Origin of the sequence: Rheinheimera sp. UJ63 (genome assembly GCF_021568285.1) — a bacterium.
GTDB lineage: Bacteria > Pseudomonadota > Gammaproteobacteria > Enterobacterales > Alteromonadaceae > Alishewanella > Alishewanella maricola.
The window spans coordinates 821997-841043 of record NZ_JAKGTQ010000001.1; the positions used below are offsets into that span (position 1 = coordinate 821997).

20 protein-coding genes are annotated in these 19047 nt (G+C 47.6%); 12 read left to right on the forward strand and 8 right to left on the reverse strand.

Annotation, left to right across the window (positions count from 1 at the left end):
- Positions 1–5: 5 nt before the first annotated feature.
- From coaBC to slmA, 3 genes are read left to right on the forward strand one after another with little or no spacing between them, the layout of a single operon-like run.
- A complete protein-coding gene (gene coaBC / locus L1N97_RS03865; RefSeq protein WP_236128868.1) occupies positions 6–1229 on the forward strand; it encodes a bifunctional phosphopantothenoylcysteine decarboxylase/phosphopantothenate--cysteine ligase CoaBC in 1224 nt (407 codons plus the stop codon).
- On the forward strand, positions 1229–1687 hold the full coding sequence (gene dut / locus L1N97_RS03870; RefSeq protein WP_329605539.1) for a dUTP diphosphatase: 459 nt from the start codon (positions 1229–1231) through the stop codon (positions 1685–1687). Before coaBC ends, dut begins: the two co-directional genes overlap by 1 nt.
- A gap of 16 nt (positions 1688–1703) precedes the next feature.
- A complete protein-coding gene (gene slmA, locus L1N97_RS03875; protein ID WP_229584827.1) occupies positions 1704–2297 on the forward strand; it encodes a nucleoid occlusion factor SlmA in 594 nt (197 codons plus the stop codon).
- Between the two features lie 176 nt (positions 2298–2473).
- On the opposite strand, the gene L1N97_RS03880 is transcribed toward slmA, so the two are convergent.
- From L1N97_RS03880 to rph, 3 genes are all read right to left on the reverse strand, one after another.
- The gene (locus L1N97_RS03880) at positions 2474–2851 is read right to left on the reverse strand and encodes a diacylglycerol kinase (RefSeq protein ID WP_226749329.1); all 378 of its coding nucleotides are present in this window, start codon (positions 2849–2851) and stop codon (positions 2474–2476) included.
- 77 nt (positions 2852–2928) lie between these two features.
- A complete protein-coding gene (gene pyrE / locus L1N97_RS03885; protein ID WP_226749328.1) occupies positions 2929–3573 on the reverse strand; it encodes an orotate phosphoribosyltransferase in 645 nt (214 codons plus the stop codon).
- 9 nt (positions 3574–3582) lie between these two features.
- Entirely contained in the window at positions 3583–4296 is a 714-nt protein-coding gene (gene rph / locus L1N97_RS03890; RefSeq protein ID WP_229584826.1) for a ribonuclease PH, read from the reverse strand.
- A gap of 238 nt (positions 4297–4534) precedes the next feature.
- On the opposite strand from rph, the gene L1N97_RS03895 reads away from it, so the two are divergent.
- Positions 4535–5395: a YicC/YloC family endoribonuclease gene (locus L1N97_RS03895; RefSeq protein WP_324295581.1), complete on the forward strand. Its 861-nt coding sequence runs from the start codon at positions 4535–4537 to the stop codon at positions 5393–5395.
- 262 nt (positions 5396–5657) lie between these two features.
- Here L1N97_RS03895 and L1N97_RS03900 read toward each other — a convergent pair whose 3' ends face one another.
- The 4 genes from L1N97_RS03900 to L1N97_RS03915 form a co-directional block, all read right to left on the reverse strand.
- Positions 5658–6548, reverse strand: coding sequence for a nucleotidyl transferase AbiEii/AbiGii toxin family protein (locus L1N97_RS03900; protein ID WP_236128869.1), 891 nt, complete (start codon positions 6546–6548; stop codon positions 5658–5660).
- A 13-nt stretch (positions 6549–6561) separates the two neighbouring features.
- A complete protein-coding gene (abiEi, locus tag L1N97_RS03905) occupies positions 6562–7089 on the reverse strand; it encodes a type IV toxin-antitoxin system AbiEi family antitoxin (RefSeq protein ID WP_236128870.1) in 528 nt (175 codons plus the stop codon).
- A gap of 250 nt (positions 7090–7339) precedes the next feature.
- Positions 7340–7582: a hypothetical protein gene (locus L1N97_RS03910; RefSeq protein ID WP_236128871.1), complete on the reverse strand. Its 243-nt coding sequence runs from the start codon at positions 7580–7582 to the stop codon at positions 7340–7342.
- Positions 7583–7684: 102 nt separating this feature from the next.
- A complete protein-coding gene (locus L1N97_RS03915; protein ID WP_236128872.1) occupies positions 7685–7960 on the reverse strand; it encodes a hypothetical protein in 276 nt (91 codons plus the stop codon).
- A 195-nt stretch (positions 7961–8155) separates the two neighbouring features.
- Here L1N97_RS03915 and L1N97_RS03920 point away from each other — a divergent pair, with 195 nt between their 5' ends.
- The 8 genes from L1N97_RS03920 (at position 8156) to L1N97_RS03955 (ending at position 17778) form a co-directional block, all read left to right on the forward strand.
- The gene (locus L1N97_RS03920) at positions 8156–10561 is read left to right on the forward strand and encodes a fatty acid cis/trans isomerase (RefSeq protein WP_236128873.1); all 2406 of its coding nucleotides are present in this window, start codon (positions 8156–8158) and stop codon (positions 10559–10561) included.
- A 79-nt stretch (positions 10562–10640) separates the two neighbouring features.
- Positions 10641–11135: a PaaI family thioesterase gene (locus L1N97_RS03925; protein WP_226749315.1), complete on the forward strand. Its 495-nt coding sequence runs from the start codon at positions 10641–10643 to the stop codon at positions 11133–11135.
- A gap of 76 nt (positions 11136–11211) precedes the next feature.
- Positions 11212–11859 carry a guanylate kinase gene (gene gmk / locus L1N97_RS03930; RefSeq protein WP_329605534.1) on the forward strand — a complete coding sequence of 216 codons (648 nt, stop codon included), beginning with the start codon at positions 11212–11214 and terminating at the stop codon, positions 11857–11859.
- 59 nt (positions 11860–11918) lie between these two features.
- A complete protein-coding gene (gene rpoZ / locus L1N97_RS03935; RefSeq protein WP_226749314.1) occupies positions 11919–12194 on the forward strand; it encodes a DNA-directed RNA polymerase subunit omega in 276 nt (91 codons plus the stop codon).
- A 123-nt stretch (positions 12195–12317) separates the two neighbouring features.
- Positions 12318–14438 (forward strand): bifunctional GTP diphosphokinase/guanosine-3',5'-bis pyrophosphate 3'-pyrophosphohydrolase, encoded by a 2121-nt coding sequence (gene spoT, locus L1N97_RS03940; RefSeq protein ID WP_236128874.1) that lies wholly within the window; start codon positions 12318–12320, stop codon positions 14436–14438.
- A gap of 5 nt (positions 14439–14443) precedes the next feature.
- Positions 14444–14836: a RidA family protein gene (locus L1N97_RS03945; RefSeq protein ID WP_226749312.1), complete on the forward strand. Its 393-nt coding sequence runs from the start codon at positions 14444–14446 to the stop codon at positions 14834–14836.
- 9 nt (positions 14837–14845) lie between these two features.
- Positions 14846–16930 (forward strand): ATP-dependent DNA helicase RecG, encoded by a 2085-nt coding sequence (gene recG, locus L1N97_RS03950; protein WP_236128875.1) that lies wholly within the window; start codon positions 14846–14848, stop codon positions 16928–16930.
- A gap of 47 nt (positions 16931–16977) precedes the next feature.
- Positions 16978–17778 (forward strand): putative hydro-lyase, encoded by an 801-nt coding sequence (locus L1N97_RS03955; protein ID WP_226749310.1) that lies wholly within the window; start codon positions 16978–16980, stop codon positions 17776–17778.
- 18 nt (positions 17779–17796) lie between these two features.
- On the opposite strand, the gene L1N97_RS03960 is transcribed toward L1N97_RS03955, so the two are convergent.
- Positions 17797–18810 carry a GGDEF domain-containing protein gene (locus L1N97_RS03960; RefSeq protein ID WP_236128876.1) on the reverse strand — a complete coding sequence of 338 codons (1014 nt, stop codon included), beginning with the start codon at positions 18808–18810 and terminating at the stop codon, positions 17797–17799.
- Between the last annotated feature and the right edge of the window lie 237 nt (positions 18811–19047).

Below are 19047 nucleotides of genomic sequence, written 5' to 3' on the forward strand. Positions count from 1 at the left end.
CTGCTATGCAGCAAAGCCTTGCTTCTAAACGTATTTTACTTGGTATCAGCGGCGGTATTGCCGCTTACAAAAGTGCTGACTTAGTGCGGCGTTTAACGGAACGCGGCGCCGATGTGCGGGTGATCTTAACCGATGCTGCCCAGCATTTTATTACGCCCTTAACGCTACAAGCCCTTTCCGGAAACCCGGTAAGTCATAGCCTCCTCGACCCGTCAGCGGAAGCGGCGATGGGCCATATTGAGCTGGCAAAATGGGCTGATTTAATTATCGTAGCCCCAGCCAGTGCCGATGTGATTGCCCGCTTAGCGCATGGCTTAGCAAATGACTTATTAACCACTTGCGTGTTAGCAAGTGACGCTATCGTGGCTGTGGCACCGGCGATGAATCAGCAAATGTATAAAAATATAGCTACACAAAAAAATATAGCAACATTAAAAGAACATAAATTTCACATTTTTGGGCCGGGTTCGGGTGTGCAGGCCTGTGGTGATGTGGGTGCGGGCCGCATGTTAGAGCCGCTAGACATTGTCAGTTTAGTTGAGCCGCTCCTCAATCCTAAGCAGGTTTTAGCCGGCTTAACTTTCACCATTACCGCAGGGCCTACCCGCGAAGCAATTGATCCAGTGCGTTATATCAGTAATCACAGCTCTGGCAAAATGGGCTATGCCCTTGCTGAAGCGGCGGTAAAAGCAGGCGCTAAGGTCACCTTAATCAGTGGTCCTGTGCAATTGCCTGCACCCGCCGGCGTGCAAATGATTCAGGTTGAAAGTGCTGAGCAAATGCATCAAGCCGCACTCACTGCCGCCGCGCAATCTGCCATTTTTATTGGCTGTGCGGCGGTGGCAGATTATCGGATGAGCGAGATCGCCAGCGATAAGCTGAAAAAAGGCAGTGAGCGTGAGCTACATCTCACCTTAGTGAAAAACCCCGATATTATTGCTGCCGTTGCCAGCATGAGCAAAAACCGACCCTTTACTGTCGGTTTTGCCGCCGAAACACGCAATGTGCTCGATTATGCCCGGCAAAAATTGCTGAATAAAAAACTGGATATGATCTGCGCCAACGATGTTTCTAAACCTAATAGCGGCTTTAACAGCAATCAAAACGCCATTACGCTGATTTGGCCCTTAGGCGAATTAGATTTACCTGTACAACCCAAACAACAATTAGCAGAGCAGTTAATCGCCCTGATCAGTCAACATTATCACGCATTAGAAAAGAAGCCATGATGAAAAAAGCTATTGACCTAAAAATCCTCGACCCGCGTATTGGCAACGAGTTTCCTTTACCCGCTTATGCTACTCCTGGCTCTGCCGGTTTAGATCTGCGGGCTTGTGTCGAGCAAACGTTAACACTGGCCCCAGGTGAAACCGCACTGATCCCTACGGGTATTGCCATTCATATTGGCGATGCACAATTATGTGCAACCATTTTACCGCGCTCGGGTTTAGGCCATAAACACGGTATCGTTCTTGGTAACTTAGTCGGGCTGATTGATTCTGATTATCAAGGCCCGTTAATGGTCTCGATGTGGAACCGAGGCCAACAAAGCTTTAGCATTGAACCCGGCGATCGTATTGCGCAGTTGGTGTTTATGCCGGTAGTGCAAACAGAATTTAACGTGGTTGAGTTATTTGATAGCTCAGAACGAGGTGAAGGCGGCTTTGGCCACTCGGGTAAACATTAAGGATCGTCCAGCTCGCATGACAACACCAAAACGCGCTAATCGTAAAGAAGATATATTGCAAGCTCTTGCCGCCATGCTGCAGAGTAACAGTAATGGTCAACGGATCACGACCGCGGCGCTAGCAGAAAAAGTCGGCGTATCGGAAGCCGCACTTTATCGGCATTTTCCAAGTAAAGCCCGCATGTATGAAGGCTTAATTGAGTTTATCGAAGACACCTTGCTTTCAACGGTAAACGCGATTAGCGATGAGCACAAAGATACCCGCACGCGCATCAGTTTAATGTTGCAGTTAGTGTTAGTTTTTGCCGAACGTAACCCCGGCTTTTGCCGAATTTTAACCGGCGATGCCTTACAAGGTGAGCAAGAGCGGCTTTTAGAACGAGTGGCTGCCTTGTTTGAAAAGTTAGAAGCACAATTTCGCCAATGCTTGCGTGAGCGCAAATTGCGCGAAGGCAAAGGGTTTAGTATTGACGAAGCAGAACTCGCCAATTTATTGCTAGCCACCGTCGAAGGTAAAATTAACCAGTTTGTCCGCTCGGGCTTTAAACGCTTGCCAACACAGTGCTGGAGTAATCAATGGGCGTTGCTTGAGCAAAGTGTGTTTCAATAACCGAATAAAAAAGGCACCGCGGTGCCTTGTTGTAACGTTAACCGGTCACTCAACCAGTGTATTAATTCGTAAAGCTTAATTGGAGCAAAACGTTATGCTTGCGCGCTAACGTGAGCCTGAGCGCGTTGCAACGGCCAACGGTTAATGACAAGCTATCACCTGAGCAAGTCGGCAGTTTAAAGCAGCGTAAACCACTCCCACAACGCCGCTCCCCACACTAAACCAACAATTACTAAGCTGGTAAACACCGCCGCTGAAGCGAGATCTTTTGCCCGACCTGACAATTCATGCCGCTCTAAGCCAACACGGTCGGTTAATGCTTCAATAGCGGAATTAAGCAATTCAACCACTAACACTAAACACCATACGCCAACAAGCAAGGCAAATTGACTGACCGATTGCGCTAACATCGCGGCTAAGGGCACAGACAGCAAGGTTAACAGCGTTTCTTGACGAAAAGCGGATTCGTGCCGCCAGCCAGCAGCAAAGCCCTGCATAGAGCATTTAGCGGCTTTTAACACCCTAGCTAACCCAACGCCATTTGGCTTTATCATAGTGCGTTCCTAACTGTGCTTAACAGGCTGTCTTTTTATTTGGATAGCGAGCTTAGGTATTAAATCTTAAGCACAGATTAATTTACACCATACTCTGCACGATAAGCTTGTACCGCGGCCAAATGCTCAGCTAATTCCGGTTTATCCATTAAATAATGGATCAGATCCGGCAAGCTGATAATCGACACCACCTTAGTCGCAAAATCACGCTCAACTTCTTGAATCGCTGATAACTCACCTTGGCCACGCTCTTGCCGATCCAACGCAATTAACACGCCGGTTAGCGTGGCGCCTTGTGCTTGGATCAGTTGCATCGATTCACGAATAGCCGTACCCGCGGTAATCACATCATCCACCAACATGATGCGACCTTGCAGAGGTGCACCGACTAAATTGCCGCCCTCGCCATGGGTTTTCGCTTCTTTGCGATTAAAACAATAAGGCACATCGCGATCATAGTGATCCGCTAAGGCTACCGCGGTAGTGGTCGCAATTGGGATGCCTTTATACGCTGGGCCAAATAGCACATCGAAATCTAAGCCGCTATCTTGTAAAGCCGCAGCATAAAAGCGACCTAACTTTGCTAAATCAGAGCCGGTATTAAACAAGCCTGCATTAAAAAAATACGGGCTGGTGCGGCCAGACTTTAAGGTAAAGCTGCCAAACTTTAACACTTGGCGCGCTAAGGCAAACTCAATAAACTCACGCTGGAATGCTTTCATACAAACCTCTTAGGCCAATACACGTTTTTGTTCGGCGACGATATCTAGAATGGCGTTATGGCCAAGGCCTAACATCTGTTGCATTTCCTCAAAACTAAAGGGCGCCTCTTCTGCGGTGCCTTGAATTTCAATGATTTGGCCTGTTTCGGTCATCACTAAATTCATATCGGTTTCTGCCGCAGAATCTTCAGCATAATCTAAATCGGCCACCGGCGTGCCTTTGTAAATACCCACCGACACCGCCGCAACCATGAATTTTAACGGGTTCACTTTTAACACGCCTTTGTTGCGTAAATAGCTCAACGCATCCACCAGTGCCACACAAGCACCCGTGATCGATGCCGTACGCGTACCACCATCTGCCTGAATCACATCACAATCGATGGTAATGGTGTTTTCACCCAGTAAGCTTAAATCTACAGCGGAGCGCAATGCCCGGCCAATCAAGCGCTGAATTTCCATGGTGCGACCGCCTTGCTTACCCCGTGCCGCTTCACGATCATTACGAGTATGCGTCGCGCGAGGCAACATGCCGTACTCCGCCGTGATCCAGCCTTTACCTTGGCCTTTTAAAAAACGTGGCACACCTTCCACTACGCTGGCAGTACAAATCACTTTGGTATTGCCGAACTCAACCAACACCGAACCTTCGGCGTGAGCGGTAAAATTACGGGTAAATGAAAGAGGACGGATTTGACTGGCGGTTCTGCCACTTGGACGCATAAAGCTTCTCCTGACTAAAAATGTAAGGGCTATTATAAGAGCTTAGGCCGCTAAGGGCTATCTCTAGCCCAAATCAATCACGTTTTAGTCAGGTTACAACCCCATTAGGCATGATTAACACCCCACTTTAACCTATGCCCTTGCGCCGATGGCGACAGGGTAAGCTCCTGCTGATATTGGCCATTTAACCTGAAACTCAGGTATACTCGGTCATATTCTTGCTGTTTGGAACAAATCAATGATTCATAGTATGACCGCCTTCGCCCGTCACGAAACCAAAGCCAGTTGGGGTACTGCCCAGTGGGAAATTCGCTCTGTTAATCAGCGCTATTTGGAATCGTACTTTCGTTTACCCGAGCAATTCCGTGGCCTCGAAAGTTTATTGCGTGACAAACTGCGTAACAGCCTGCAACGCGGCAAAATAGAAGTGAATTTACGTTTTCATGCTAACCAAGCTGCAGGAGAACTGACGCTAAACGACGTTTTTGCCGAGCAGTTGTTACAAAAAGCGCAGCAATTACTGCAAAAAGCCCCGCAAGCTCAACTTAATATTGCTGATATTCTGCGCTGGCCCGGTGTCATGGAAACACCAACAGAAGACTTAGACGCCTTGCAAGGCGAACTGCTCGCCGGTTTTGATGCCGCGCTGCTAGATTTCTTAGCCGGCCGTGGCCGTGAAGGCGCTGCCATTGAAGATATGATCCAGCAGCGCCTTACGGCCATCGGCGAGCGCGTCGCCTTTGTACGGGAACATTTACCGCAAGCCATGCAATGGCAACGCGACCGCATCACCCATCGCTTAAATGAAATTAAAGCCGACTTAGATCAAAACCGCCTCGAGCAGGAAATGGCCTTTTTAGCCTCAAAATCCGACGTGGCCGAAGAATTAGATCGCCTAGATGCCCACATTAAAGAAACCCGCCACACCCTAAAAAAAGGCGGTGCCTGCGGCCGCCGCTTAGATTTTATGATGCAAGAGTTTAACCGCGAAGCGAATACGCTGTCATCTAAAGCTATTAGCACTGAGATTACCAATGCTGCGGTAGAGTTAAAAGTGCTAATCGAACAGATGCGGGAGCAAATTCAGAATATTGAATAACATTGCGCTATCGCACAATTAAATAGCAGGTTCAATCAGGGACCTGCTATTGCAAGATCACATACCTGGTACTTCTGCCCCCTGAAGCGGTTTTCACCAAACACTACATTTCTACCAGCTGCGCCAAATGCCAATTGGTGGTTGCAGGACTCACCAGGTTTAAGTGAACACGCCAGCTAATCTACTCACACAGTGAGGCGAATAGCGAGGCTAATCAGCTCATCAAACGCACTAAGAAAATTCTACGTATCGTTCGATAAAGTCAGAGCCCCATATCAAACCTAGTTTTGGGCGAACCATTACCGAGTAACTCCGATGCCATCGCACTGACTTCGGCCTGCACATAAGCCCAATACTCCGGGTTATCCACCGTACGTTCCTTGATCTGACTTGGTATAAAACGGCTCATCTCCGTATTAAAATCAGCACGTACTTCATCATCTTGCTGTAACTTTTTGATCTGCAGCTCGAGCGCGGTTCTAAAGTCGTCTTTATGTTTATGTCTTGCCGCTAATTTTTTTTCTACCAGTTCTTTTGATAGCGCTACGCCTCGTTGTTTGATCCAAACGATATCCCAGATATCTCGCGGTTTAATTCTTCTGGCCCGATAAGCGACGGCAATAAATTTATCTGCCAACGTTTCTTGCAATGATTGCACCGGCACCAAAATCCCCTCGGTGGGTACCACGATATTGTAATGGTTTAACAAGGGCCTTTTTTCAATGTCGAATGACGGAATAGCGCAGACATCAATATGCATTTTTTGCTGGGGCAAATCCGGACGGTTCGCTTCTTTTACGATACTGATTTTCCAGGAAACCGTATCTCCCTGATTGTCTGCTGCAGGTTTGTTTACCCATACCTCAGTTTCATATTTGTTCTGAATATAGTTTTGAATGTCGGCTTCAAGACCATCGAAATCAGCCGGCTTGAAATTATGACCACCGTTAAAATCGAGATCCTCTGATAGGCGTGCACTGTTGTAACACATACGCAAAGAAGTCCCGCCAATAAAGGTCAGACTTTGCATCGCACCTTGCTTGATCAAGACTGCCATAATGTCGTGGTGCAGGATCTCCTTCTCAATAACAGGGGTAATAGCGGCATAGTCTGGATTCGCTTGCACAATTTGACCAAGCTGTTGTTTTATCATCCTGATCCTCTCTCTATTCATGCTCCAGCATATGCAGATTGCGCTGACAGTATTTCAGGTCGGTCAGCGCTTGTTCGGTATTGGCGCGATACATTTTAATGTCAGGGTCAAAATACAGATTAGCGACAAGCTGCTCGACAGGCCTTTTGGTGTGGGTGAACTCAATCACGCCATAAGGCGTGGCAAAGGTGCCGCTTCTACCTTTTGTCATCACGGTAACCCTGTCCATCATCACTTGCGAAATCTCGCCAGTATGGCTTAGCTGACTTTCCAGGCTGATATAACTCAGTTCATCGCTACGCAATTTTTTGATGATTTTATAAATTGCTGTTTCAGGCTCTGGCGGCGTTAGCACACTTTCGTATAACCCTTGGGCCAATCTCCTAAGCTGACCTTTTTTTACCCGGTCGGCCAGAAATTTCGTAAAGGCGGGTGTGTATAGCTCACCTAACATAAAAGCCAACTCTGCAGCGCTATGAATGCCGCCGCCAGCCTTTACCGCGTTAGCAAAAACGAGCAATAATTTGTCAGATTTTGACATAGGTACACACTAAATAACCAAATATGTAATAAAGTGTAGACATGAACGGAAAGATCGTCAATCGAGCGGTGCACAAAAACACACCTTAAAAGTAATAAACTGTAAACCCAATAGCCAATCTAACTCACTATAAGCTTGAGCAACTGTTCGGCGACAATTAAGATGACCGCCAAAGATAGACGACGAACAACAGTTGTTGCCAATCCACGCGAAGCTAACTACCGAAGAAGCGGCGGCGCTACTGAATGTATCACGGCACTTTACCTACCAGATTGTCTAATTGCTGGCGCGTTAAGTGCGGATTGTCTTGCAGCAATAACATAATCGGCTTAAGCGTTTTTAAGCCAGCAATATTTACTGGGGAATATACAGAGGCGTTTACAGGGGGCTTTCTTACTAAGGCTTGAACCAAAGTTTTTGCCATAGCGATCAACATAAGCAACAGAAAAATGGTGGGTAAAGTCGCGGGTAAAATAACAAAAACACCAGCCATTTAAAAATCAAACCACTGATTTAAAAAGCAAATAAATTTATAATCTACAAGTAGATCCAGAACATCAAATAATGTGTAGCCAGCTTGTAGCGATAAGCAAGCTCAAAAATCAGGGTCATCGTTTTCACCGCTTGGGTATTTAGCTTGTAAATACGCTAAGCGGGCTTCTGCAGAAGCAAATGCGGTGCAATTGATAAATTCCATGTCATCGCTTTCTTCTTCCAGTAAAAAAGCCATCGTGCTTTCGTCAACTACCACTAAGAATTGCGTATCGGTGTCAAAGGTATAAACCGTGCCGCCTTCAAAGCGCTTAAATACCGTCATTTTGGCAAAGTCATCTTCCGTGAAAACCACTGCAGCACTCTCTTGCTCGCTCATGCTCATTCCTTAATTTTATTGTTGAACCACTCATAACAACACGACAAGCGCCTTAACATCAACAACATTTAATCGATACTAAAAAATCTCATTCTCGACACAACAGTGACTTTAAAGTAGGCCGTTTTTTGGTCGCAGTTAGTAATTTTAACAAAGAAAGGCTAGTATATTTGCCTAGAAAAGTAGGGAGTAATTTTGAAACGGACAGTATTTTTATCAAATAAATGGCGAGTCTTACTTGTCTTATGTGCGATTGTTGCGGCGCTGTACTTCGCTGATCGGGCATCACCTTTAGCACGCGGCAAAGCTGCCGACAGCCTGACGCAGCCGTTAATCAGCCAAGATCCTGAGCTTGGTGCGCATTACCAACAACAGATAAAACCGCTGCTGGAATCTCGCTGCGTGGTTTGTCATGCCTGTTACGACTCCCCTTGCCAACTGAACATGAGCGCACCGCAAGGTTTTGCGCGCGGCGCGCACAAAGAAAAAGTGTACGATGGCACACGTTTATTAGCCGCAACACCGAACCGGCTGCATCTTGATGCCGCCACCACGCAAGAATGGCGCGCACGCGGCTTTTTTTCAGTACTGGAAAACCAACAAGGCGATGCGCCGATCACCACCGGTTTAATCGCGAAAATGCTGCAATTAAAACAAGCACATCCGCTACCAGACGCTAATGCGATGACAGAACAATTTGATTTAAGCCTCAATCGTCAACAGCAATGTCCAACAGATAGCGAATTTGCTAGTTATGCCAAGGCGCAGCCTTATGCCGGAATGCCTTATGCATTACCGGGTTTAAATGCACAAGAACATAGCCTTTTAACCAACTGGCTTAGCGCCGGCGCTTATTTTCCAGCGGATGCGCCATTACCGGCCGCACACCAAGCCGCGGTGCAGCAACTTGAGCAATGGCTCAATACTGATGATTTAAAAACTCGGTTAAGTGCTCGCTATATTTACGAGCATTTATTTACGTCTCATTTGTATTTCAGCGCACTGCATGATGACAACGAACGGCCGCAATTCTTTCGACTTTTGCGCTCAAAAACACCGCCAGGCCAAGCGATTGAGGTGATTGCCGGGCGCCGTCCTTATGATGATCCAGCAGTTGAGCGCGTTTATTATCGGCTACAAGCCGTGCGAGACACTATTGTCAATAAAACACATCAACCTTATGACATCAATGACAACTTGCTACAAAAATGGCAACGCTGGTTTAAAGGTGCCGACTATCAAGTGAGTGCGTTACCCGGCTATGCTCCCGAGGTCGCCGCCAACCCACTGACCGCTTTTAAAGAACTGCCAGTGAACGCGCGCTATCGCTTTATGTTAGAGCGTGCTGAAAATACCATTATGGGCTACATCAAAGGCCCGGTTTGCCGAGGCCAGGTGGCGCTTAATGTCATTAACGATCGGTTTTGGGTATATTTTATTAAACCCGAACTCGCTGAAAGTGCCGCCGTAAATGCTTTTTATCTCTCGCAACAAGATAATTTGCGCTTACCGGCCGAAGAAGAAAGTACCACCTTTGCGGTGAGCTGGGTCGGCTTTGCTGCCCGACAAGGCGATTATTTGCAAGCGCGTAGCGCTTTTTTAAATGAGCATTTACAGCAAAGTGCCTACCTAACCCCTGACGTGTTGTGGGATGGCGATGGCCAAAATCAAAATGCTAGCCTCACTGTTTTTCGGCATTTTGACAATGCCACTGTGGTAAAAGGGTTACTGGGCGAACCCCCTAAAACCGCTTGGGTTATTGATTATGCGCTGCTTGAACGCATCCACTATTTGCTCGTTGCCGGGTTCGACGTTTATGGTAACTACGGTCATCAACTGATGACACGGCTGTATATGGATTTTCTGCGAATGGAGGGTGAATCGAATTTCTTAGCCTTTTTACCCGAGGCCAGCCGCCGCCAAGAATTTGCAGATTGGTATCAGCAAGCAGGTCCGGAACTGACCGAGTTTATTAAAGGTGACATTAACCCGTTTTCACAACCCAGTGGCATCACGTTTCAAACGCCCGATCACAAAGCAGAACTGTATCAATTATTCGCAGAGCAATTGCACGCTGTGCAACCGCAGCGTTATCAATTAAGCGATAGCCAATTAAACAACAACAGCTTAAACCTGCTCTCTCAATTAGGGCAGCTACAAGGCACCAGTGCGACACTATTGCCTGAGCTTACCATTATTATGCTGGAACCTGCCGATGGCCGTGCCGCAGAATTATTTACGTTGATCCGTAATAGCGCCCACTTTAATGTTAGCAGCCTATTAAAAGAAGAAGAAAACCGTCATCCGGCCGCAGATACCACCACCTTAGTCAGCGGTATTTTAGGCAGTTACCCCGATGCATTTTGGAAAATATCCGAAGCACAGCTGCCTAAAGTTGTAGCACAAGTGCAGCAAATGCAAACTGAGCAACAGTATCGGCAATTACTGAACGACATTGGCATTGGTCGGCACCATCCGCACTTTTGGCAGTTTAGTGACAAACTTAACCAGCTGTTTCAACAGCGCTATCCCATTGACGGCAGCTGGCTAGATTACAATCGGTTAGAACATCGGCCATTGCAACAAGCCCAGGCCGATTAGCGCTAAGCGAAATCGCCAATTTGCTTTTGGTCAGACCAGTGGTAAGCTAGGCCAAATCAAACAATTTTGAGTTTTAGATATGGCAACCTCACTACGCAAAGCCAATTGGTTTTTAAAGTTATTCGCTTGGCGCTACATTCCGCTAATTGGTTTTTGTTCACCGAAAATTGTCCGCATGGATGAAAAAACGGTAGAAATCACCATGCCGCATGCTTGGCGCACTAAAAATCATTTAGGCAGTGTTTATTTTGGTGCTTTGGCCATCGGCGCCGATTTAGCCGGGGCTTTTTCTGTGTTTAGTAAAGCCAAAGACCGCGGCGTTAATGCCAACTTTGCCTTTAAAGATGTACAAGGCCAATTTTTAAAACGCCCTGAAGCGCAGGTGCATTTTACCAGCCATGATGGCGATGTGATTGATCAGATGATTGATGAGTCTTTAGCCAGCGGCGAGCGCATCAATAAGCCCGTTTCAGTGGTGGTGACCTGCCCCAGCTTACATGGCACTGAGCCAATGGCCACCTTCACGTTAACCTTGTCGATCAAGGCCAAAGCTAAAAGAAGCGCAAAAGCCTAAGCCGCGACAATTGCACGCAGCGACGACAGGCAGTAAACTTGCTTGCCTATCCTCGTTGCGCCTAAAGGTAACCACTTTGACTGAACACAACATGCAGCAACTTAGCGGCAATCTGTTTATCATTTCTGCCCCCAGTGGCACCGGTAAATCCAGTTTGATCCAAGCCTTATTACAGCGCCATGCTGATATGCAATTAAGTGTCTCGCATACCACCCGAGCCCCACGTGCCGGTGAGCAAAATGGCGTGCATTATCATTATACGACGGTCGACGATTTTAAAGCACGCATTGAAAATAATGAGTTTTTAGAATGGGCCGAAGTCTTTGGTAATTATTACGGTACGTCTCGCGCAGCAATCGAGCGGCAATTAGCGCAAGGCATTGATGTGTTTTTAGACATCGACTGGCAGGGCGCAAGGCAAATTCGCGAACAAGCAGCGGGCACTATTGGTATTTTTATCTTACCGCCAAGCTTAACTGAACTGCAACAACGCCTAACAAATCGCGCAACTGACAGTGCCGAAGTGATTGCCGGGCGTATGGCAAAAGCCCAAAACGAAATGTCGCATGCCGACGAATATGACTATTTAATTATCAACGATGACTTTGCTGCTACGCTGCATCAACTTGAACAAATTGTGCTTTGCCAGCGTCACCGCTTCGCCTCTGCACAACAACGGCAACAGCCATTACTCGATCAATTGTTGGCGAAACCGATAAAATAGCGTATATTATGCGGTCTTGTAACATCCCTGATTAACCCTGAATATTTCCGGAGTGCTGAATGGCTCGCGTAACCGTTGAAGATGCTGTAGATAAAATTGGTAACCGTTTTGATTTAATTCTGGTTGCAGCACGCCGTGCTCGTCAGTTGGCCGTTGAAGGCAAAGAGCCATTCGTTGAACTTGAAAACGACAAACCCACGGTAGTGGCGTTGCGTGAAATCGAACAAGGTTTCATTACGAGCAGCATCTTGGATGCGCAAGAGCGTCGTGATCAATTACAACAAGAAGCCTCTGAAATGGCGGCTGTCGCGGCCATTATTGGTTCAGATCAGTAAAAATTCCCGTCTAATCGATGCCAGCGGCACTTTAGCCGTTGGCATTCGTTAAATTTAATCGTATATTCTAAACTTTCATCAGCTTTTAACGCTGTAGTTATGCTGTATTAGTTTGGAGCGCTTGTGTATCTATTTGAAGGTCTGAAAAATCAGATAAGTGCCTATCTGCCACAAGAGCAGGTAAATCTGGTACAACAGGCCTATGTGGTTGCCAGAGACGCGCACGCACCGCAATTTCGTTCAAGCGGTGAGCCTTACATTACCCACCCTGTTGCCGTAACTAGCATCTTAGCGGACATGCGACTCGACCATGAAACACTGATGGCCGCCTTGTTGCACGACGTGATCGAAGACACCCCAGTTAGCAAAGAAGATTTAAGCCGCTTGTTTGGTGCTACCGTTGCCGAACTGGTGCAAGGTGTCAGTAAGCTCGACAAAGTTAAATTTAAAGACTTTAAAGAGTTCGAAACCACGAACCTGCAAAAAATGTTTATGGCAATGACCCAAGACATTCGGGTTATTTTGATTAAACTGGCCGACCGTACTCATAATATGCGAACGCTCGGAGCACTGCGGCCCGAAAAGCGCCGCCGGATCGCCAAAGAAACCCTCGAGTTGTATGCGCCTATCGCCAACCGCTTGGGTATTCACAATATCAAAAATGAATTAGAAGACTGGGGCTTCCAAGCGCTTTATCCCATGCGTTATCGGGCGCTCAGTACAGCGGTAAAACAGGCCCGTGGCAATCGGCGTGAACTGTTAGAAAAAGTGCAGCACGATATCCGGCACCGTATCGAGCAAGCCGGCATCAGCGCCGATGTCAGCGGCCGCGAAAAGCATTTGTATAGCATCTATCGCAAGATGAAAAACAAAGAGCTGATGTTCAACGATGTAATGGATATTTACGCCTTTCGCGTGGTGGTAGACAACATCGATAGTTGCTATCGCACACTGGGCATTATGCATAACTTGTTTAAGCCTATTGAAAGCCGCTTTAAAGACTATATCGCCATTCCAAAACAAAACGGTTATCAATCGTTGCATACTTCGTTAATTGGCCCGCATGGTATTCCTGTTGAAATTCAAATGCGTACTCGCGAAATGGATGAAATGGCCGACAAAGGTATCGCCGCACACTGGATGTACAAAACCAACGGTGAGTTGCCGCGCGAATCGACAGCGCAGATCCGAGCGCAGCGTTGGATGCAAAGCTTACTTGAACTGCAACAATCTGCTGGTAACAGCTACGAATTTGTCGAAAACGTTAAATCTGAGCTCTATCCTGACGAACTTTACGTGTTTACCCCTAAAGGTCGCATTGTGGAATTGCCAATTGGCGCTACTGCGGTCGATTTTGCTTATGCTGTGCATACGGATATCGGTAATCGCTGCGTAGGGGCTAAAGTTGATCGGCGGCCTTACTCCCTCAGTAAACCGCTTGAAACCGGCCAAACCGTCGAAATTATGACCAGCTCGGGCGGTAAACCTAACGCCAATTGGTTGAATTACGTGGTGACTAGCCGCGCCATCTTGGGCATTCGTAACTACCTGAAAAAACAGCAACAAAATGAAGCCATTTCGTTGGGTAAACGCTTGCTAACCTCTGCCTTGGGTAGTGTTAAATTAGATGACATTGCCGCAGATCGTATCGAGCAAGTCTTAGCTAATGTGAATCAACAATCCTTAGATGCGCTCTATACTGAAATCGGTCTGGGCAACCAATTACCTATCGCTATTGCAAGGCGCTTACTGGGTGAATTTGAAAGCCAAGAGCCGCAAAGCAAAACCCCGCAGCTACCGAAGGGCAATGCCTTTATTGTTGGCTCTGAAGGCATGTTGATTACCTTTGCCAAGTGTTGTCGACCGATACCGGGTGATCCTATTGTGGCGAATGCCACACCGGGTAAAGGTTTAAACGTGCATCGTGCGGATTGTCGAAATATCAAAGGCTGGGAGCGTGAACCGGCGAAGTTCTTCCCGGTACGTTGGGATAACACCTCAGAGAAGCAATTCTTATGTGATATCCGCGTCTTTATTATTAATCGCCAAGGGGTGCTAGCGAAGTTGACTTCACTCATTGCTGCGCAAGACTCCAATATTCAAGATCTGTCGACCGACGATCGGGATACCGGCGAATACGTCATTAAAATAACCCTGTCGGTGCGCGATAGGGTCCATCTTGCTAACGTTATGCGCAAAATTCGTGTGCTGCCTGACGTGCAAAAAGTGTATAAAAGGAAATAGTTTTCATGTCTAAAGTGATTATTCGCACTGATGCGGCGCCAGCCGCTATTGGTACTTACAGCCAAGCGGTAAAAATTGGCACCACAGTGTATTTATCCGGCCAGATCCCACTCGTGCCGGCCACCATGCAGTTTGTTTCAGATGATTTTGCCGAGCAAACACACCAAGTATTTAAAAACTTAGCCGCGGTATGTGAAGCCGCCGGCGGTAGTTTAAATGACATGGTTAAAGTGAATATTTTCTTAATTGATCTTAGCCAGTTTGCTGTGGTTAACCAAATTATGAGCCAATACTTTGCCGAACCCTACCCTGCTCGTGCAGCGGTACAAGTCAGTGCTTTACCACGCGGCGCTCAAATTGAAATTGACGGCGTGATGGAAGTACCGTCTACCCACTAGGCCTGTATCTTGAGCCCAACGCGTTTAGATAATATTGCCATCGCCGTGATCAAAGGCGTTGGCAGCAAAGTAGCGGAACGGCTCGCCAAGCTGGCTATTTTTAGTGTGCAGGACCTGCTGTTTCACCTGCCGCTACGCTATGAAGATCGCACTCGCCTTTATCCCATCGCCGATTTGCAACCGCTGATCCATGCCACCGTGCAAGGTGAAGTGTTAAGTAGCGAAGTGCAATTTGGGAAAAGACGCAGCTGGTTGGTGACGCTACAAGATGGTAGCGGCCGCATCACGCTGCGTTTTTTTCATTTTTCTGCCGCGCAAAAAAATGCAGTCGAAAAAGGCAGCCAACTTCGCTGTTTTGGCGAGGTAAAACGCGGTCATCGCGGCTTAGAAATGCTACACCCGGAATATAAGGTCATAAACCCGCAGCATGCCGAGCAGCAGGTGGCTGAAACCCTAACGCCGGTTTATCCAACAACCGAAGGGCTGAAACAAGCTACGTGGCGTAATCTTACCGATGCCGCCCTCGAGTATTTAGAACGCTACGCGCCAGCAGAATACTTACCGGCACATTTATTGAAACAGCCTTGGTCGCTAGCTGATGCGCTGCGTTATATTCATCGCCCGCCGCCAGATGCCGCCCTCACTTTGCTTGAAGAGGGCAAACACCCCGCGCAGCAACGACTTATTTTAGAAGAGCTGATTGCCCAGCAACTCAGCATGTATAAACTGCGCAGCCAAGCACAACAGCAACAAGCCGTGGTATTAACTACGCCAGAGCCTTTACTGGCACAATTTTTAGCCGCCTTGCCTTTTAGCCCAACCGGCGCACAGCAGCGGGTGGTGGCCCAAATTCAACAAGATCTTGCCAAACCGCTGCCCATGCTGCGTTTAGTGCAAGGTGATGTTGGCTCAGGTAAAACGCTGGTGGCCGCCCTTGCGGCACTGACCGCTATCGGTAATGGCTATCAGGTGGCATTAATGGCCCCGACTGAATTGCTCGCCGAGCAACATGCCGTTAATTTTCAACGCTGGTTTGCGCCACTGGGCATCGAATTAGCCTGGCTGGCCGGTAAAACCAAAGGTAAAGCTCGGCAAAGTGCCTTAGATGCCATCGGCAGTGGCCAAGCCCAGATGGTAATTGGTACCCATGCGCTGTTTCAGCAGCATGTCGAATTTAGTCGTCTCGCGTTAATCATTATTGATGAACAACACCGTTTTGGGGTGCACCAACGCCTAGCGCTACGTGAAAAAGGCGGCATTGTTGCTCACTACCCGCATCAATTAGTAATGACGGCAACGCCGATCCCCAGAACCTTGGCCATGACCGCTTATGCCGATCTCGACACCTCTATTATTGATGAGTTGCCACCGGGCCGCACGCCCGTCACCACGGTGGCCATCCCGGATAGTCGCCGCGACGAAGTCATGGCGCGCGTCCGTCAAGTGGTTACCGAGCAAAAGCGCCAAGCCTATTGGGTGTGTACACTCATTGAAGAATCTGAAGTGCTGCAATGCCAAGCCGCAGAAGATACCGCCAGTTTATTGCAAGCCGCCTTACCTGAATTAAAAATTGGTTTGGTACATGGCCGCTTAAAAAGCGCGGAAAAACAACAACTGATGCAGCAATTTAGCCGTGGCGAGTTAGATTTATTAGTGGCAACAACCGTTATCGAAGTTGGGGTTGATGTGCCCAATGCCAGCTTAATGATTATTGAAAACCCTGAACGGCTGGGTTTAGCGCAATTACACCAGTTACGTGGCCGTGTCGGTCGTGGCAGCGCAGTATCACATTGCGTATTGCTGTATCACGCGCCCTTGTCTCGCACCGCACAATCGCGCTTAGCCGTACTACGCGAAAGTAATGACGGCTTTGTTATCGCGCAGCGCGATTTAGAAATTCGTGGCCCGGGTGAATTACTCGGTACCCGACAAACCGGTTTAATGCAGTTTAAAATTGCCGATCTGACCCGAGATAGCGCCTTACTGCCGCAAGCCGGCGCCATTGCCGCGCGGCTATGGCAAGATTCACGTGAAGATAGCTTACAATTAATTAAACGCTGGCTGGCCAATAGCGAAATCTATGGCAATGCTTAACGCGCTGCAAACTCAATAAAACCCTATAACACTAAGCCGGAGTTGGTATGTCACAACCTAACCCTTTGCAACTGAGCCCTTTGCAAATTCGTCAGCAATGCCGCAGTGGCGCTTTTAGCCGCAACACCTCTGGGTTGGCGCCTGGTTTTGTGCAAGCCAATATGGCGATTATTCCCGCCGCTTATGCGGCTGATTTTTTGCAGTTTTGTCATTTCAATCCGAAACCTTGCCCCTTACTGGGCATGGCGGCAACGCCCGGCGCCATTGACATGCCGCAGTTAGCTGCCAATTTAGATATTCGCAGCGACTTACCACGTTATCGGCTATTTCGACACGGCGAATTTACCGAAGAAGTTACCGACTTAGGTGCAGTATGGCGCGATGATTTAGTCACTTTTTTAATCGGTTGCTCGTTTTCATTTGAAGAAGCGCTACTGGCCGATGGCTTGGAAATTCGTAATATTACCGAGCAGAAAAATGTCCCCATGTACAAAACCAATATTCCTTGCCAAAGTGCTGGGGTGTTTAGCAGTAATATGGTGGTCAGTATGCGGCCAATGCAGCCTGCCGCAGCGATCCGAGCCATTCAAATTTGCTCGCGCTTTCCACAAGTACATGGTGCCCCTGTGCATTTTGGCGATCCAGCCCGGATCGGAATTCAGAATATCAATCAGCCTGATTACGGTGATGCGGTAAGCATTAAAGAAGGCGAAGTGCCGGTATTCTGGGCGTGTGGCGTAACGCCACAATTAGCCATAGCGCAAGCGAAACTGGATTTTTGTATCAGTCATGCCCCAGGCCATATGCTGATCACAGACTTACCCAACAGCAAATTAGCCGTACTTTAAACGGCTGAGTGGCTTGGCTTAGCGCCGAAAGGTTTTAACGGTAATGGCACCCCGCCCTGAGTTTTTGGCTTGATACAGTGCCTTATCAGCCAGTAGCAGTAAATCGTCACTGGCGCCTTGCTCGCTAACCGCCACACCAATACTGATGGTATGAGACTGGCCATGCAAAGTGGCCAAATATTGCTGTTGAATGCGCTCGCTAATTTGCAGCGCATCTAGCCTTTTACAGGTCGGCAAAACCAACATAAATTCATCGCCACCCAAACGCGCCGCAAAATCATAATCGCGGATATTCAAGGTCAAGATGTTCGCCAGTGCTTTTAATGCATCATCACCGGCCTGATGGCCAAAGTTATCATTCAGTTGTTTAAAGTTATCAAAATCTAGCGCCATAACGCTGATATCAGAATCCGTTGATTCCTGCTCAATACAACTTTGCCATAAATCAGCAAAACCACGTCGATTTAATAAACCGGTCAGCGGATCTTGCTCGGATAACATGCGCAGTGATTCTTTATCTTGAAAGGCTTGTTTTAAATGGCGACGCGAAGTTTGTAAGCGCCGCTGTAATTTAGTTAAACGCTGCCATTGCGAAACCTGCCACGACACCGCTTCGGCAATTAATTGGATCTGCTCGTACTGTTCGTTATCAAGCTCGGTTTCGTTCACGCTAGTACCACACAAGCTGCCAATCAACCGATTGTTATATTGCACCGGTAAGGCAAAAAACGTATTCATGCCCGATTTGGCCCCAATACTGTCAGGGTACCTTTTAGCCACGCGACTTTGGATCCAGCCTTCATCATTAAAAATCAATCGGCACATCGAGTCATGCCAATCGAGTTCATCACCGGCGACGATATTAATTTCGCCATCGCCCGACACCGCCACCACTTGCTGACGGCCCGCCACCGGATCGATATAGGAAACAAAAGCGGTTTCTAAACGCGAAATCCTATTCACCAGTTGGATTAAAGGTAACAAAGCCTTTTGCAAGGTTCTGAGCCGACTTTCCAATTCACTACTTTCCATAAAAAAATCCGTCGTTCCTGAAAATGGACACTGCTACTCTTTAGTAAAGCACAGGCTAAGCCAAAGCTGCAGCAAAATAACGAATATTCTCGCTAGGTTGATGCTTTTTAATCAAAAGCTGTCTTTTATGCCGCAAAACCACAGCATAGCACCACGGCAGAATAGTTTATTCTTAACAAATTAAAGCCTGAATATTTTATTATTTGCGCGGTTAGGCAACTGGACATTATATAGCGA